At 60.3% G+C, this 16,349-nt stretch carries 11 protein-coding genes; 10 read left to right on the forward strand and 1 reads right to left on the reverse strand.

Annotation, left to right across the window (positions count from 1 at the left end):
- Positions 1-13: 13 nt before the first annotated feature.
- On the forward strand, positions 14-859 hold the full coding sequence (gene choW / locus KVG95_RS18200) for a choline ABC transporter permease subunit (protein WP_030128579.1): 846 nt from the start codon (positions 14-16) through the stop codon (positions 857-859).
- Positions 856-2,034 carry a choline ABC transporter ATP-binding protein gene (gene choV / locus KVG95_RS18205; RefSeq protein ID WP_217857412.1) on the forward strand — a complete coding sequence of 393 codons (1,179 nt, stop codon included), beginning with the start codon at positions 856-858 and terminating at the stop codon, positions 2,032-2,034. Before choW ends, choV begins: the two co-directional genes overlap by 4 nt.
- A 212-nt stretch (positions 2,035-2,246) precedes the next feature.
- On the opposite strand, the gene KVG95_RS18210 is transcribed toward choV, so the two are convergent.
- Entirely contained in the window at positions 2,247-4,196 is a 1,950-nt protein-coding gene (locus tag KVG95_RS18210; RefSeq protein WP_367616777.1) for a BCCT family transporter, read from the reverse strand.
- 380 nt (positions 4,197-4,576) lie between these two features.
- On the opposite strand from KVG95_RS18210, the gene betI reads away from it, so the two are divergent.
- The 8 genes from betI to KVG95_RS18250 all read left to right on the forward strand — a co-directional run bounded on the left by betI (position 4,577) and on the right by KVG95_RS18250 (position 16,203).
- Entirely contained in the window at positions 4,577-5,170 is a 594-nt protein-coding gene (betI, locus tag KVG95_RS18215) for a transcriptional regulator BetI (RefSeq protein WP_217857414.1), read from the forward strand.
- Between the two features lie 109 nt (positions 5,171-5,279).
- Positions 5,280-6,752, forward strand: coding sequence for a betaine-aldehyde dehydrogenase (gene betB, locus KVG95_RS18220; RefSeq protein WP_217857415.1), 1,473 nt, complete (start codon positions 5,280-5,282; stop codon positions 6,750-6,752).
- Between the two features lie 145 nt (positions 6,753-6,897).
- Complete coding sequence (gene betA, locus KVG95_RS18225; protein ID WP_038981090.1) at positions 6,898-8,601, forward strand: choline dehydrogenase; 1,704 nt, start codon at positions 6,898-6,900, stop codon at positions 8,599-8,601.
- A 284-nt stretch (positions 8,602-8,885) separates the two neighbouring features.
- Complete coding sequence (locus KVG95_RS18230; RefSeq protein ID WP_008072547.1) at positions 8,886-10,328, forward strand: TldD/PmbA family protein; 1,443 nt, start codon at positions 8,886-8,888, stop codon at positions 10,326-10,328.
- Positions 10,328-11,677 carry a TldD/PmbA family protein gene (locus KVG95_RS18235; RefSeq protein ID WP_217857416.1) on the forward strand — a complete coding sequence of 450 codons (1,350 nt, stop codon included), beginning with the start codon at positions 10,328-10,330 and terminating at the stop codon, positions 11,675-11,677. The genes KVG95_RS18230 and KVG95_RS18235 overlap by 1 nt, the downstream gene beginning before the upstream one ends.
- A gap of 174 nt (positions 11,678-11,851) precedes the next feature.
- Positions 11,852-13,279, forward strand: a complete 1,428-nt coding sequence (mdtD, locus tag KVG95_RS18240) for a multidrug transporter subunit MdtD (RefSeq protein ID WP_217857417.1) — start codon at positions 11,852-11,854, stop codon at positions 13,277-13,279.
- Positions 13,280-13,527: 248 nt separating this feature from the next.
- Positions 13,528-14,865, forward strand: a complete 1,338-nt coding sequence (dbpA, locus tag KVG95_RS18245; RefSeq protein ID WP_229768771.1) for an ATP-dependent RNA helicase DbpA — start codon at positions 13,528-13,530, stop codon at positions 14,863-14,865.
- 159 nt (positions 14,866-15,024) lie between these two features.
- Positions 15,025-16,203 carry a BaiN/RdsA family NAD(P)/FAD-dependent oxidoreductase gene (locus KVG95_RS18250; protein ID WP_217857418.1) on the forward strand — a complete coding sequence of 393 codons (1,179 nt, stop codon included), beginning with the start codon at positions 15,025-15,027 and terminating at the stop codon, positions 16,201-16,203.
- Positions 16,204-16,349: the final 146 nt, after the last annotated feature.

Consider the following 16,349-nt stretch of genomic DNA (forward strand, 5'->3'; position numbering starts at 1 on the left):
GACGTTCACTACCATGCTGATTGATCAGAAAATACCTTTAGGCCAGTACATCGCGGGCTTCGTTGAATGGTTGACGCAAAACGGCGCCAGCACCTTCGACGCAATCGCCGTGTCACTGGAAACGATGATCCACGGCGTGACTTTTGCGCTGACCTGGTTCAACCCGCTGGCATTGATCGGCCTTATCGCGCTACTGGCACACTTCATCCAACGCAAATGGGGCCTGACCGTTTTCGTCATTGCCTCCTTCCTGCTGATCCTCAATCTGGGGTACTGGCAGGAAACCATGGAAACCCTCGCCCAGGTGTTGTTCGCCACCCTGGTGTGCGTGCTGATCGGCGTGCCGTTGGGCATCGTCGCCGCGCACAAACCGATGTTCTACACAGTGATGCGGCCGGTGCTCGATCTGATGCAGACCGTGCCGACCTTCGTGTACCTCATTCCTACCCTGACCCTCTTCGGTCTGGGTGTGGTCCCGGGTCTGATCTCGACGGTGGTGTTCGCGATTGCCGCGCCTATCCGCCTGACCTACCTGGGTATTCGCGATGTTCCGCAGGAATTGATGGACGCCGGCAAAGCCTTCGGCTGCTCGCGCCGTCAACTGCTTTCACGGATTGAACTGCCCCACGCCATGCCAAGCATCGCGGCCGGTATCACCCAGTGCATCATGCTGTCGTTGTCGATGGTGGTGATTGCGGCACTGGTGGGCGCCGACGGCCTGGGCAAACCCGTGGTCAACGCACTGAACACTGCTGATATCGCACTGGGCTTCGAAGCAGGCCTGGCGATCGTACTGCTGGCGATCATGCTCGACCGTATCTGCAAACAACCCGACGCTAAAGTAGGGGGTGACGCATGAGCATTATTCGCTTCGAAGACGTGGACGTGATCTTCTCCAAAGACCCGCGCGAGGCACTCAAACTCCTCGACCAGGGCATGACCCGTGATCAGATCCTGAAAAAGACCGGGCAAATCGTCGGCGTTGAAAAAGCCACGCTGGACGTCGAAAAAGGTGAAATCTGCGTACTGATGGGCCTGTCCGGCTCCGGCAAATCCAGCCTGTTGCGCTGCATCAACGGCCTCAACACCGTCAGCCGTGGCAAGTTGTTCGTCGAGCACGAAGGCAAGCAGATCGACATCGCTTCCTGCACTCCGGCAGAACTGAAAATGATGCGCACCAAGCGTATCGCAATGGTGTTCCAGAAGTTCGCTCTGATGCCTTGGCTGACGGTACGCGAGAACATCAGCTTCGGTCTGGAAATGCAGGGCCGGCCGGAGAAGGAACGGAAAAAACTGGTCGATGAAAAACTCGAACTGGTGGGCCTGACCCAATGGCGCAACAAGAAACCCGATGAGCTTTCCGGCGGTATGCAACAGCGTGTCGGCCTGGCACGCGCACTGGCGATGGACGCCGACATTCTGCTGATGGACGAACCGTTCTCGGCCCTTGACCCGCTGATCCGCCAGGGCCTGCAAGACGAACTGCTGGAACTGCAAAGCAAGCTGAACAAAACCATCGTGTTCGTGAGCCACGACCTCGATGAAGCCCTGAAGCTCGGCAGCCGTATCGCGATCATGAAAGACGGTCGGATCGTCCAGTACAGCAAGCCAGAAGAGATCGTGCTGAACCCTGCGGACGATTACGTGCGAACCTTTGTCGCCCACACCAATCCGCTGAACGTACTGTGCGGTCGCAGCCTGATGCGCACCCTGGACAACTGCAAACGCATCAACGGTTCGGTGTGCCTGGATCCGGGCGGCGATTCGTGGCTGGACCTGGCCGAAGGCAACACCATCAAAGGCGCACGCCAGAACGGCTCGAGCCTGGACCTGCAGAACTGGATACCGGGGCAAGCGGTTGAAGGTTTGGGGCGTCGACCAACGCTGGTGGACTCCAATATCGGCATGCGCGATGCGCTGCAGATTCGTTACCAGACCGGCAACAAATTGGTGCTGCACGACAACAACAAGGTTGTCGGGATCCTTGGCGACAGCGAGCTGTACCACGCGCTGCTCGGCAAGAACCTGGGGTAAAAAGCTGCAGACACAAAAACGCCGCGAGAGATCGCGGCGTTTTTGTTTGCGGGATATCGGGGCATGCAGCTGTGCGGCTGATGGCCCCTTCGCGAGCAAGCCCGCTCCCACATTCGACCGCATGTCCCTGATAGAACTCGGTTACCTGTGGGAGCGGGCTTGCTCGCGAAAAATATGACGCGGTGTCACTGGAACACCGCGCCACTCACTTCTTAGCTATAAACCCGACCAAGCAGTTGCCGATGGCTTTCAAACTGATCGAGCACGTCGCGGGTGATCTGATCCTGAGTGAAGCCCATCAAGTCGTAGTCCTGGCTGCCGTTGTGCAGGTACACCTCGGCGCGGTAGTAACGTGCGCGCGGTTCATCGGCGCTTTCAGCCGAGACCGTGTCACTCGCCGCCGCCAGATAACCGTCCAGGCTCACTTCGTAGACAAAAGGGTTGCCCTCTTCCATCTCGATCCGCACGCCCATGCAACGCTTGGCCTTGCCCAGCAACGTCTGCACATCCAGGCCCTGAGCACGCAATAGCACAGCTGCATCTTCCAGCGCCGGGCTGACGCGCTTGTCCATGAAACGCTGTACGATCGACTGGTTCGGCTGCAGGTCCAGCTGGGTCAGGCGCTCGCTGAAACCACGACGACCACGCGCTGCCAGTTCCGCTTGCTCCTGTTCGATTTGCACGTCCTGGCGCATGGCCTTGTGCAAGCCAAACATGAAGAACACCAGCACCACCGAGAACGGCAGCCCCGCCAGCACCACCATGGTTTGCATGGCTTCGAAGTTACCGGCAAACAGCAGGCCGATGGTCACCAGGGTGATCACCACCGACCAGAAGATCCGCAGCCAGTGCGGCGCATCTTCGTCAACGTTGCCGCCCTTGCAGGAAAGGTTGGCCATCATCACCGCGCCGGAATCCGCCGGGGTCAGGAACAGCACGAAGCCGACAAAAATCGACACGCCAATCACGATCTTCGACGCCGGATAATGCTCAAGCAACTGGTAGATCGCCATCGACGGCTGTTCCAGCGCCGTCTTCCCGAGTTCCACCGCCCCATGGTTCATCACCAGGTCCAGGGCCGAGTTGCCGAAGATCGACAGCCACGCCAAGGTGAAGCCCAGCGGAATCAGCAGCACGCCGGCCACCAGCTCACGCACCGTACGACCACGGGAAATACGCGCGATGAACATCCCTACGAATGGCGCCCAGGAAATCCACCAGGCCCAGTAGAACAGGGTCCACAGGCCCAACCAGCGGTCGGACTTCTCACTGTCGCCTTCATACACATAGAGGTCGAAAGTCTTCAGTACCACGCCGTTCAGGTAGTCGCCGATGTTCTGCACAAAGCCGTTGAGCAGGTGCAGGGTCGGGCCGAACAGCAGCACGAAAATCAGCAGACCGCTGAACAGCACGATGTTCAGGTTGGACAAACGGCGAATGCCGTTTTCCACGCCGGACACAGCGGCGATGGTCGCCACGGTGCTCATCACGATGATCACGATCAGCAGGTTGGTGTTGCTGTGCTCCATGCCGAACAGGTTTTCCAGACCCGACGACACTTGCAGCGAACCAATCCCCAGGTTCGTCACCAGCCCCAGCAGGGTCACGAACATGCCGAAGCCGTCCACCGCATGACCGGCCGCGCCTTTGACCCAACGCTCGCCGACCAGCGGATACAGCGCCGACCGCAACGCCAGCGGCTGGTTATGACGGTAAGCAAAGTACGCCACGGCCAGGCCGACCAGCGCGTAAATCGCCCAGCCATGCAGGCCCCAATGCAGGAATGTCAGTTGCACTGCCTGACGGGCCGCAAGGTTGCTGCCGGCCACGCCTTCCGGCGGATTGAAGTAATGATCCAGCGGCTCGGAAGCACCGAAGTACAGCAACGAGATGCCGATACCCGACGAGAACAGCATCCCCGCCCAGGCGCCATAGCTGAAATCCGGGGTGTCGTCCTTGCTGCCCAATTTGAGTTTGCCGTAGGACGAAAACGCCAGGCCAACCACAAAAACCAGATAAGCGGCGATCACCACCATGTAGTACCAGCCGAAGCTGCGGGACAACCAGGCCTGGGCAATGCCGAGCATTCTGCCGGCCTCTTGCGGGGCGATGATCAGAATGGCGGTCAACAGCAGGATCAGCGCGGTAGAGGTGTAAAACACCCAACCGTTGACCGTCACCTTCTCGGGTGGGGTCTTTATTAGAGAGGCAGAACTCATGGCACAGATGCTCCAGGCAGTGCGAGAGAAGAACACAAGGCAACGCGTTACCCGACCAATCGGTTAGTTGGCAGCCGACCAGTGGGTGATATAAAGACACCCCGAAAAAAGCCCGAAACCCTTGGAACGCCTGCGCGTATAGGTTTCGAGCATTTTTGGATGTCGGTTTATCGCCATTTACACGTAGGAAAAATCTGTAAGCAGCGACGATTTGTCGCAGATCTTATTCTTTGTTGATTGAACGTTCAATCAAAACAAAATAGACTGGCCCTCAACCCGGTAGCCGTTTTTCGTCTACGGGAAGGCCTAAGGAGATGTGCAAGATGCCCAAGGTCGGTATGCAACCCATCCGCCGCCAGCAATTGATCGAAGCCACGATGCAGGCAGTCGATCAGGTCGGCATGGGGGATGCCAGCATTGCGCTGATCGCCCGTTTGGCCGGTGTCTCGAATGGCATCATCAGTCACTATTTTAAGGACAAGAACGGCCTGATCGCCGCCACGGCGCAGTATCTGATGAGCGTCCTCAGCGAGAACGTCACCGCGCGCCGTCAGGCGCTGGAGGACACCAGCCCACGGGCTCACCTCCAGGTGATTATCGAAGGCAACTTCGACGCCAGCCAGGTCAATGGCCCGGCAATGAAAACCTGGCTGGCCTTCTGGGCCACCAGCATGCACCACCCGTCTTTGCACAGGTTGCAGCGGATCAACGATCACCGTCTGTATTCCAACCTGTGCTGCCAGTTCCGCCGTGTGTTGCCGCTTGATCAAGCGCGCAGCGCCGCCCGCGGCCTGGCAGCCCTCATTGACGGTTTGTGGTTGCGCGGCGCGCTGTCGGGAGATGCTTTCGACACCGGGCAGGCGCACCAGATCGCTTACGAATACATGGATTTCCAACTGGCCAAGCAGGTGAGTTAGAGCACACATAATTGCTCAACCCCTGAACCGCTACTGATCAGCGTCGCCAACGCCACACGGCACGCCCCAGTGGTTAACGCCAACCAACTTATGCTCTTGCGAGGACTTTATGGCCCGTTTCGAACTGCAAAAACTCTACATCGATGGCGGTTACTCCGACGCCAGCAGCGACGCCACTTTCGAAGCCATTAACCCGGCTAACGGTGAAGTCCTCGCAACCGTACAACGTGCGACCAAGGAAGACGTTGAGCGCGCTGTGGTCAGCGCCGAAAAAGGTCAGAAAATCTGGGCCGCGATGACTGCCATGGAGCGTTCGCGCATCCTGCGTCGTGCCGTCGACATCCTGCGCGAGCGCAACGATGAACTGGCCGCCCTGGAAACCCTGGACACCGGCAAGGCGTACTCCGAAACCCGTTACGTCGACATCGTCACCGGCGCTGACGTGCTGGAGTACTACGCAGGCCTGGTACCGGCCATCGAAGGCGAGCAGATTCCGCTGCGCACCACGTCTTTCGTTTACACCCGTCGCGAGCCGCTGGGTGTCGTGGCCGGTATCGGCGCATGGAACTACCCGATCCAGATCGCTTTGTGGAAATCCGCACCTGCCCTGGCGGCCGGTAACGCGATGATCTTCAAGCCAAGCGAAGTCACCTCCCTGACCACGCTGAAACTGGCCGAGATCTACACCGAAGCTGGCGTTCCGGCTGGCGTGTTCAACGTGCTGACCGGCAGTGGCCGTGAAGTCGGCACTTGGCTGACCGAACACCCACGCATCGAAAAAATCTCCTTCACCGGCGGCACCGACACCGGCAAGAAGGTCATGGCCAGCGCTTCCGCTTCGTCGCTGAAAGACGTGACCATGGAACTAGGTGGCAAGTCTCCGCTGATCATTTTCGACGACGCCGACCTGGATCGCGCCGCCGACACCGCGATGATGGCCAACTTCTACAGCTCCGGTCAGGTCTGCACCAACGGCACTCGCGTGTTCGTACCGAGCCACCTGAAAGCCGCGTTCGAAGCCAAGATCGTTGAGCGCGTTGCACGCATTCGCGTCGGCAACCCGGAAGACGAGAACACCAACTTCGGCCCGCTGGTCAGCTTCGCCCACATGGAAAGCGTGCTGGGTTACATCGCCAAAGGTAAGGAAGAAGGTGCTCGCGTCCTGTGCGGCGGCGATCGTCTGACCGACGGCGAATTCGCCAAAGGCGCGTTCGTGGCTCCGACCGTGTTCACCGATTGCACCGACGAGATGACCATCGTTCGCGAAGAAATCTTCGGCCCGGTGATGAGCATCCTGACCTATGAAACCGAAGAAGAAGTGATCCGTCGTGCCAACGACACCGAGTTCGGTTTGGCAGCTGGCGTTGTCACCAAGGACCTGAACCGCGCTCACCGTGTGATCCATCAACTGGAAGCCGGTATCTGCTGGATCAACGCCTGGGGCGAGTCCGACGCCAAGATGCCGGTCGGCGGCTACAAGCAGTCGGGCGTGGGCCGTGAGAACGGGATCAGCTCGCTGAACAACTTCACACGCATCAAATCGGTACAGGTCGAACTGGGCGATTACGCCTCGGTGTTCTAAGGCGGCATTTGCTTCGCCTGCGAGGCCGCCTTCGCGAGCAGGCTCGCTCCCACAGGAGACTTCATTCCAATGTGGGAGCGAGCCTGCCCGCGATCGAGTGCGAAGCACTCGCCTGACCTGACCAACTTCAAAGAGGGTGCATTCAATGTCCCAAGAATTCGATTACATCATCATCGGTGCCGGCTCGGCCGGTAACACCCTGGCGACCCGTCTGACTGAAGACGAAGGCGTCACCGTCCTGCTGCTCGAAGCGGGCGGCCCGGATTACCGTCTCGACTTCCGCACGCAAATGCCGGCCGCCCTGGCGTTCCCGCTGCAAGGTCGTCGCTACAACTGGGCGTACGAAACCGATCCAGAGCCACACATGGACGGTCGCCGGATGGAATGCGGTCGCGGCAAGGGCCTGGGTGGTTCTTCGCTGATCAACGGCATGTGCTACATCCGCGGCAACGCGATGGACTACGACAACTGGTCGAAGCTGCCCGGTCTGGAAGACTGGAGCTACCTCGACTGCCTGCCGTATTTCCGCAAGGCGGAAACCCGTGACATCGGCCCGAATGACTACCACGGTGGCGACGGTCCGGTCAGCGTGACCACGCCGAAAGCCGGCAACAACCCTCTGTTCCACGCGATGGTTGAAGCCGGCGTGCAAGCCGGTTACCCGCGTACCGAAGACCTGAACGGCTACCAGCAAGAAGGTTTCGGCCCGATGGACCGCACCGTGACGCCGAACGGCCGTCGCGCCAGCACCGCTCGCGGTTACCTGGACGTCGCCAAGAAGCGCTCGACCCTGACCATCGTCACCCACGCCCTGACCGACAAGATCCTGTTCGAAGGCAAGCGTGCGGTCGGCGTGCGTTACCTGATCGGCGCCGCTGAAGAGCGCGTTGAAGCCCGCGCCCGCAAGGAAGTGCTGCTGTGCTCCGGCGCCATCGCTTCGCCGCAGATTCTGCAACGCTCCGGCGTCGGCCCGGCCGAGCTGCTGAAGAAGCTCGACATCCCGGTGGTCCACGACCTGCCGGGCGTTGGCGAAAACCTGCAGGATCACCTTGAGTTGTACCTGCAATACGCCTGCACCCAACCGGTTTCGCTGTACCCGTCGCTGCTGCTGCACAACCAGCCGGCCATCGGTGCCGAGTGGCTGTTCAACGGCACCGGCATCGGCGCCAGCAACCAGTTCGAGGCTGGTGGTTTCATCCGCACTCGTCCGGAATTTGATTGGCCGAACATTCAGTACCACTTCCTGCCGGTGGCGATTAACTACAACGGCAGCAACGGTGTGAAAGAGCACGGCTTCCAGGCGCACATGGGCTCCATGCGTTCGCCAAGCCGTGGTCGCATCCAGGCCAAGTCCAAGGATCCACGCGAGTACCCGAGCATCCTGTTCAACTACATGGCCACCGAGCAGGACTGGCAGGAATTCCGCGACGGCATCCGCCTGACCCGTGAAATCATGCAACAGCCTGCACTGGACGCCTTCCGTGGTCGTGAAATCAGCCCGGGCATCGACGTGCAAACCGACGAGCAGCTGGACAAGTTCATCCGCGAGCACGCCGAAACCGCGTTCCACCCGTCCTGCTCGTGCAAGATGGGCACCGACGAGATGGCCGTGGTCGATGGCGAAGGTCGTGTGCACGGCATGCAAGCCCTGCGCGTGGTCGATGCCTCGATCATGCCGATCATCACCACCGGCAACCTGAACGCGCCAACGATCATGATGGCCGAGAAAATCGCCGACAAGATCCGCGGTCGCAAGCCATTGCCGCGTAGCAAGGCCGCTTACTTCGTGGCCGGCGATGCACCGGTGCGTGGCAAGCCGTTGCGGGATGTGAGCCTGACTGCTCAGTAAGACCGTTACACCGAGGCGCGACCTTCGCGAGCAAGCCCGCTCCCACAGTTGATCTCCGATGTTCACAAAATCTGTGTTCACTACCGATCTAATGTGGGAGCGGGCTTGCTCGCGAAGGGGCCCGACCAAACAACACATAACTTCATGCCATACACCGGGCAACCCCTCCCTACACCGCTCCGCCCTTGATCTACCCCCCGCCCAGGCCTAATCTAGCGCCACGCCAACGCTTCACCCCCTCGCAATACCGATACATCGCAACTCCATACCAAGGAGGTTCCCGAATGTTCGATTTCCACCCCCAGCTCAAGCAGCGTTTTGCTGCCTTGCGCACGGGCGCTGAATTCTTTTCGCTGCGTTATGTGCGCGAGTCCGGCCAGTACCTGTCGGTACGCAAGAACGTCGCCGAACCGCCGAGCCTGAGCCGTGACGAAGGCGCGATGCTGACCGTTCGGGTCAACGGTGTCGAAGCCTATGCCGCCACCAACGACCTGTCCCAATCCGGCCTGCAAGCCGCGCTGGAGAAAGCCGAGCAACAAGCCCGTCGACTCAAGCCTCACGCCCTGCTCGACCTGCGCGAGCAAGCGGTCTCCAGCGACCGCGCCGACTATTTCTCGCCCAACTTCGACCAGCCCTTTCCGTCCCTGAGCGATTGCTACCAATTACTCGGCGCCGAATCCGCCGCCGTGCCCAAGGACGAGCGACTGGTGAACTGGCAGGCGAGCATCGGCATCACCAACGTCGAGCAAATCTACCTCAACAGCGCCGGTGCCGAATTGCGTCAGGCCCAGCGTTTCGTCTACCCGAGCGTGGACGTCACCGCCTACGACGGCAGCGACAGCCAGACCCGTAGCCTGGGCCGCGAGAACTTCGGCCAGCAGGGCGGCTTTGATGTGATCAGCCGTTGCGGCCTGATCGGTGCCGGCCCGAAAGTCGCCGATCAGGCACTGCAATTGCTGCTGGCACCGAACACCCCGCAAGGCCCACGCGATCTGTTGCTGATGCCTGACCAGATGATGCTGCAGATCCACGAGTCCATCGGTCACCCGCTGGAACTGGACCGCATCCTGGGCGATGAGCGCAATTACGCCGGCACCAGTTTCGTCAAGGCAGAAGACTTCGGCAGCCTGCAATACGGCTCCGAACTGCTCAACGTGACGTTCGACCCGGACATCCCCGAGCAGCTCGCCAGCTACGGGCATGACGACGATGGCAGCGCCGCCAGCAAGCAATTTCTGATTAAAGAAGGTTTGTTGCTGCGGCCATTGGGCGGCGCACTGTCGCAATTCCGTGCCGGCATGGACGGCGTTGCCAACAGCCGCGCCTGCGGCTGGAACCGTCCACCGATCGACCGCATGGCCAACCTCAACATCGAGCCCGGCGATCAGCCACTGGAACAACTGATCGGCAATATCGAGCACGGCATTTTGATGAGCACCAACCGTTCCTGGTCCATCGACGATGCGCGCAACAAGTTCCAGTTCGGTTGCGAATGGGGCCAGTTGATCGAAAACGGTGAACTCAAGGGTGTGGTGAAGAACCCGAACTACCGGGCGATTTCCGCACAATTCTGGAAAAGCCTCAGCGCTGTCGGCGATGCCAACACCGTCAAAGTGCTAGGCACGCCGAACTGCGGCAAGGGCGAACCGAACCAGGTGATCCGCGTCGGCCATGCGTCGCCGGCCTGTGTGTTCAGCAATGTGGATGTGTTTGGAGGAGACGCCTGATGAGTACTTCCACGAGCACTTCAAATAGCCAGGCCGAGTCATTCAAGGACCTGGTCAATTGGCTGCGCGGTGCACTGCGCACGCCAGAGCAATTCACCCTCAGCTACGCCGCCGAGTCGTCGGCTTTCGTGCGTTTCAATCACGCCAAGGTCCGTCAGGCCGGGCAGGTGCAGCAGGCGAGTGTCGGGTTCAAACTGATTAACGATGGTCGTCATGCCGATCTGAATATCACGCTGTCGGGCGACCCCGAAGCCGATCTTCAGCGTCTGGCCGAAGGTCTGCAACAGTTGCGCGAAACCCTGCCACTGTTGCCTCAGGATCCATACCTGCTGCTTAACCAGAACGACTGGCAGAGCAACAACGTGCAGGATCATCCCCTGCCGGACACCGAGCAGGTGGTCGCTGAAATCACTCAGGCTGCCGAGGGTCTGGACCTGGTCGGTTTCTACGCCGCTGGGCCGATCAGTCGCGGTTTCGCCAGTTCTTCGGGCGCGTTCGGCTGGCATCAGGCCAACAGCTTCAACTTCGATTTCAGCCTGTTCCATGAAAACGGTCAGGCGGTGAAAGCCAGTTATGCCGGGCACGACTGGAACAGCGAAGGGTTTGCCAGGCGCTTCCAACAGGCCCGCGAGCAATTGGCGTTTCTGGGTCGGCCATTGCGCACCCTGCCGCCCGGCGAATACCGCGCCTACCTGGCGCCGGCAGCGCTGGAAGAAATCATGGGCATGTTGAGCTGGGGCGGGTTTTCCGCCCAGGCGATTGCCAGCAAACAGAGCCCCTTGCAGAAGTTCTACGCCAGCGAAGCCAGCTTCAGCCCCAACGTATGGTTGCGTGAGCAGGTCAGCGGTTCGTTGAGCCCGGCGTTTTCCGACGAAGGTTATCCTCGCGATGACCTGGGGCTGATCGCCAAAGGCATGGCCAATGCCCGTCTGATCAGTTCCCGCAGCGCCGCTGAATACGACCTCACTGCCAACGGCGCCAGCAGCCATGAATACCCGACAGCGCTGGTCATGCAAGGCGGCAACCTGGAGCAGGCGGACATCCTCAAGCGCCTCGGCACCGGGCTCTACATCAGTAACCTGTGGTACCTGAACTACTCGGACCAACCGGCGGCGCGCCTGACCGGCATGACACGGTTTGCGACCTTCTGGGTCGAGAACGGCGAGATTCAGGCACCGGTCAGCACCATGCGTTTCGATGACAGCGTCTACAGCCTGCTCGGTTCTCAGCTGGAAGCATTGACCGAGGAACGTGAGCTGATGTTGTCGGCCAGCACCTACAGTCAGCGGGCCACGGCCTCGGCGTTGTTGCCCGGTGCGCTCGTCAGCCGATTGACCCTGACCCTGTAAACACAAAACCTTGTGGCGAGGGGGCTTGCCCCCGTTGGGCTGCGAAGCGGCCCCAGACCGGCAAACGCGCTCCGTCAGACAGACCGCATTCACCGGATTTACGACTGCTACGCAGCCGAACGGGGGCAAGCCCCCTCGCCACAGGGACCGAGCACTACCTGACAAAGAGGTCCCATGCCCAACCGCCCACCTCTCGACGCTGTCACCGCCCGCTGGTTGCCGTGGGTCGTCGCCATTGCCTTCTTCATGCAGTCCCTCGACGGGACGATCCTCAACACCGCCCTCCCCGCCATGGCCCGCGACTTGGCCGAAGACCCGCTGCGCATGCAGGGCGTCATCATCGCCTACATGCTCACCGTCGCCTTACTGATCCCCGCCTCCGGCTGGATCGCCGACCGCTTCGGCACCCGGAAAATCTTCTTTGGTGCGATCCTCCTGTTCAGCTTCGGCTCATTGCTCTGCGCCTTGTCCAACACCCTGAGCATGCTCATCGGCGCCCGGGTGATTCAGGGCCTCGGTGGCGCCTTGATGCTGCCGGTCGGTCGATTGGTGGTGCTGCGCGCCTATCCGCGCTCGGAGCTGGTGCGGATCATGGGGTTCATTACCATCCCCGGCCTGCTCGGCCCGCTGATCGGCCCGACCATGGGCGGCTGGATGGTGCAATACCTGACCTGGCACTGGATCTTTCTGATCAATTTGCCGGTGGGTGTCCTCGGTTGCTACGCGGTATGGAAATTCATTCCCGACCTGCGCGGCAGTGAGCGCACCCGCTTCGATAGCCTGGGCTTTTTGCTGTTCGGCGCGGCGATGGTGCTGATCACCATCGCCATGGAAGGCCTCGGCGAACTGCACCTGCCGCACTTGCGGGTGATGTTGCTGCTATTTGGCGGCATGGCGTGTCTGGCGGCGTATTGGCTGCGGGCCGGGCACATCGACAATCCACTGTTTGCGCCATCGCTGTTCAAGACCCGGACGTTTGCCGTGGGCATCCTCGGTAACCTGTTTGCCCGGCTGGGCAGCGGCGCGTTGCCATTCCTGGTGCCGTTGCTACTGCAAGTGGCGCTGGGTTACTCGCCATCTCAGGCCGGGATGAGCATGCTGCCCCTGGCCGCGGCCGCGATGGTTGCCAAATCGGTGGCGCGACCGCTGATCGAACGTTTCGGCTACCGCAGCGTGCTGACCGGCAACACACTGGCGCTGGGAATCATGCTGGCGAGCATGGGACTGGTCAGCGAGCAGACGCCGTATTGGCTGTTGCTGGCTCAGTTGGCGGTTCTGGGAGCGATCAACTCCTTGCAGTTCACCGCGATGAACACCGTCACGCTGATCGACCTCGACGACGCCAGCGCCAGCAGCGGTAACAGTTTGCTGTCGGTGGTCGCGCAATTGTCTCTGAGCCTCGGAGTGGCCTGCGCCGGTGCCCTGCTCGGTGGCTTCACGGCAGAAATCGGCAATGACGGCGTGGGCACGGTTCTGGGCGCATTTCAGCTGACGTTTGTGACGGTCGGAATCATGGCGATGCTGGCCGCAACGATCTTCTCGCAGCTGTCTAGAACTGACGGACGGCGCGTCAGGGGTCCGGAAGAACACATCGAGCCTTAGTTTCCAGACGATAAGTGCCTGCGCTCGACCATGCTGCGTTGAAAACAGGCTCGAAATGCTCATTGGCTAAAGCCAACTCCGCTTTCTCGCCTATTTTCGCCTTGCCTGGTCTGCGCTCGGCGACTTCTCGTCTGGAAACTACGGGCGAATGGCCACGAGACTGATACACTGCGCGACATTTTGTTTTGCAGGCCAGTCCCGTGACCACCATCGCCACCGCTTTTAATACTTTGCCGCTGTCCGCCGCCATGCTGGCTAACCTCGACTCCCTCGGTTATGCCCAGATGACGCCGATCCAGGCGCAAAGCTTGCCGGTGATCCTCAAGGGGATGGACCTGATCGCCCAGGCCAAGACCGGCAGCGGCAAAACCGCCGCCTTCGGTATCGGCCTGCTGAACCCGATCAATCCGCGCTTCTTCGGTTGTCAGGCGCTGGTCATTTGCCCGACTCGCGAGTTGGCTGACCAGGTTGCCAAGGAAATCCGTCGTCTGGCCCGTGCCGAAGACAACATCAAGGTCCTGACCCTGTGTGGCGGCGTATCTTTCGGCCCGCAGATCGGCTCGCTGGAGCACGGCGCACACATCATCGTCGGCACTCCGGGGCGCATCCAGCAGCACTTGCGCAAGGGTTCGCTGGTGCTCCATGGCCTGAACACGCTGATCCTCGACGAAGCCGACCGCATGCTCGACATGGGTTTCTACGATTCCATCGAAGAAATCATTGCCCAGACCCCGGAGCGCCGTCAGACCCTGCTGTTCTCCGCCACGTACCCGGTGGGCATCAAGCAACTGGCGTCGAAATTCATGCGCACCCCTCAGATCGTGAAGGCCGAGGCGTTCCACGACGATACGCAGATCGAGCAGCGCTTCTACGAAATCTCTCCGGAAGAGCGTATGGACGCGGTGGTCAAAGTCCTCGCGCACTTCCGTCCAGCTTCCTGCGTAGCCTTCTGCTTCACCAAGCAGCAGGTTCAGGAAACTGTTGATCACCTGACCTCCAAAGGCATCTCCGCCGTCGGTCTGCAGGGTGATCTGGAACAGCGTGACCGCGATCAGGTATTGGCCATGTTCGCCAACCGCAGCACTTCGGTGCTGGTTGCCACCGACGTCGCCGCTCGCGGTCTGGACATCGATATGCTGGACATGGTGATCAACGTCGAACTGGCCCGTGACTCGGAAATCCACATTCACCGTGTCGGCCGTACCGGCCGTGCGGGCGAGAAAGGCATCGCGATCAGTCTGGTCGCCCCGTCCGAAGCGCACCGCGCCCAGGCCATCGAGCAATTGCAGAAGTCGCCGTTGAGCTGGGATCAGTTGGACAACCTCAAGTCCCAGGGCGGCGCACCGCTGCTGCCGGTGATGAGCACGCTGTGCATTGGTGCGGGCCGTAAAGACAAGGTACGTCCGGGCGACATTCTCGGTGCACTGACCGGCGATGCCGGCATCCCGGGCGCCCAGGTCGGCAAGATTGCGATTTTCGACTTCCAGGCCTATGTGGCCGTGGAACGCGGGATCGCCAAGCAAGCCTTGCAGCGCCTGAACGACGGTAAAATCAAAGGCCGCTCGTTGCGCGTGCGCATCTTGTAAGCGATCGTCTGGCTGACAGAGATCAAATGTGGGAGCGGGCTTGCTCGCGAAAGCGGACTGACAGACAACATCTATGTTGAATGTACTGGCCCCTTCGCGAGCAAGCCCGCTCCCACATTGGTTTGCCGGTGAATTTAAAATTTGTGTGAGGACACCGTTTTGCGCTCTACCGAAGTCGTGATCATTGGCGCTGGCGCCGCAGGGTTGATGTGTGCGCTGACCGCCGCCGGGCGCGGGCGCAAGGTGATGTTGCTCGACCATGCGAACAAGGCCGGCAAGAAAATCCTCATGTCGGGCGGTGGGCGCTGCAATTTCACCAACATGTACACCGAACCGAGCAATTTCCTCTCGCAGAACGAGCACTTCTGCAAATCCGCACTGGCGCGCTACACCCAGTGGGATTTCATCGGTCTGGTGGCCAAACACGGCGTGCCGTACCACGAGAAGAAACTCGGCCAGTTGTTCTGCGATAACAAATCCAGCGACATCCTCGGCCTGCTGCTCGAAGAGTGCGATCAAGTCGGCGTCAGCCTGCACCTGGACACCTCGATCCAGCACATCGAAAAAATGGAAAGCGGCTACCTGCTGCAAACCACCCTCGACCAAATTACCTGTGAGTCTCTAGTGATCGCCACCGGTGGCCTGTCGATTCCGACCCTCGGCGCCACCGGCTTCGGTTATCAAGTGGCCAAGCAGTTCGGTCACGACCTGCTGCCAACCCGCGCCGGCCTCGTGCCGTTCACCATCACCGATCAGCTCAAGGAGCTTTGCACCGAGCTGTCCGGTACGTCGGTGGATTGCCTGGTGAGCTGCAACGACCAGAGTTTCCGCGAGAACATCCTGTTCACTCACCGCGGCCTCAGCGGGCCGGCGATCTTGCAGATTTCGTCGTTCTGGGAATCCGGCGACACGGTGGAAATCAACCTGATGCCGGATCACGACGTGCCGAGCTGGCTACAACAACAGCAGGCCGAACGTCCCAACAGTGAGTTGAAAACCCTGCTCGGGGAAATCTTCACCAAGAAGATGGCCAATCTGCTGGCAGACAACTGGTTCGCCTCCAAACCGATGAAGCAGTACACCCACGCCGAACTGGCGGACATCGCCGAGAAACTGGCGAGCTGGAAAGTCGTGCCGGCCGGCACTGAAGGCTACCGCACTGCCGAAGTGACCCTGGGTGGCGTCGACACGCGCGAAGTGTCGTCCAAGACTATGGAATCGCTGAAAAGCCCGGGTCTGTATTTCATTGGTGAAGTGCTCGACGTCACCGGGCATCTGGGTGGTTTCAACTTTCAGTGGGCCTGGGCCTCCGGCTACGCTGCCGCGCAATTCGTCTGACAAACACAAATTAAATGTGGGAGCGGGCTTGCTCGCGAAGGCGGTCTGACAGTCAACATCGATGTTGAATGTACTGGCCTCTTCGCGAGCAAGCCCGCTCCCACATTGAATCTATGGTGACTGGTCAGGAACAGATTTTGCTGTCA

Source organism: Pseudomonas farris (assembly GCF_019145235.1).
Lineage (GTDB): Bacteria > Pseudomonadota > Gammaproteobacteria > Pseudomonadales > Pseudomonadaceae > Aquipseudomonas > Aquipseudomonas farris.

Bases quoted from the DNA above. Each gene is read 5' to 3' on its own strand.
- betI (WP_217857414.1), top strand. From the start codon at position 4,577: ATGCCCAAGGTCGGTATGCAACCCATCCGCCGCCAGCAATTGATCGAA.
- choW (WP_030128579.1), top strand. From the start codon at position 14: ATGCTGATTGATCAGAAAATACCTTTAGGCCAGTACATCGCGGGCTTC.
- choV (WP_217857412.1), top strand. From the start codon at position 856: ATGAGCATTATTCGCTTCGAAGACGTGGACGTGATCTTCTCCAAAGAC.
- mdtD (WP_217857417.1), top strand. From the start codon at position 11,852: ATGCCCAACCGCCCACCTCTCGACGCTGTCACCGCCCGCTGGTTGCCG.
- dbpA (WP_229768771.1), top strand. From the start codon at position 13,528: ATGCTGGCTAACCTCGACTCCCTCGGTTATGCCCAGATGACGCCGATC.
- betA (WP_038981090.1), top strand. From the start codon at position 6,898: ATGTCCCAAGAATTCGATTACATCATCATCGGTGCCGGCTCGGCCGGT.
- betB (WP_217857415.1), top strand. From the start codon at position 5,280: ATGGCCCGTTTCGAACTGCAAAAACTCTACATCGATGGCGGTTACTCC.
- KVG95_RS18230 (WP_008072547.1), top strand. From the start codon at position 8,886: ATGTTCGATTTCCACCCCCAGCTCAAGCAGCGTTTTGCTGCCTTGCGC.
- KVG95_RS18235 (WP_217857416.1), top strand. From the start codon at position 10,328: ATGAGTACTTCCACGAGCACTTCAAATAGCCAGGCCGAGTCATTCAAG.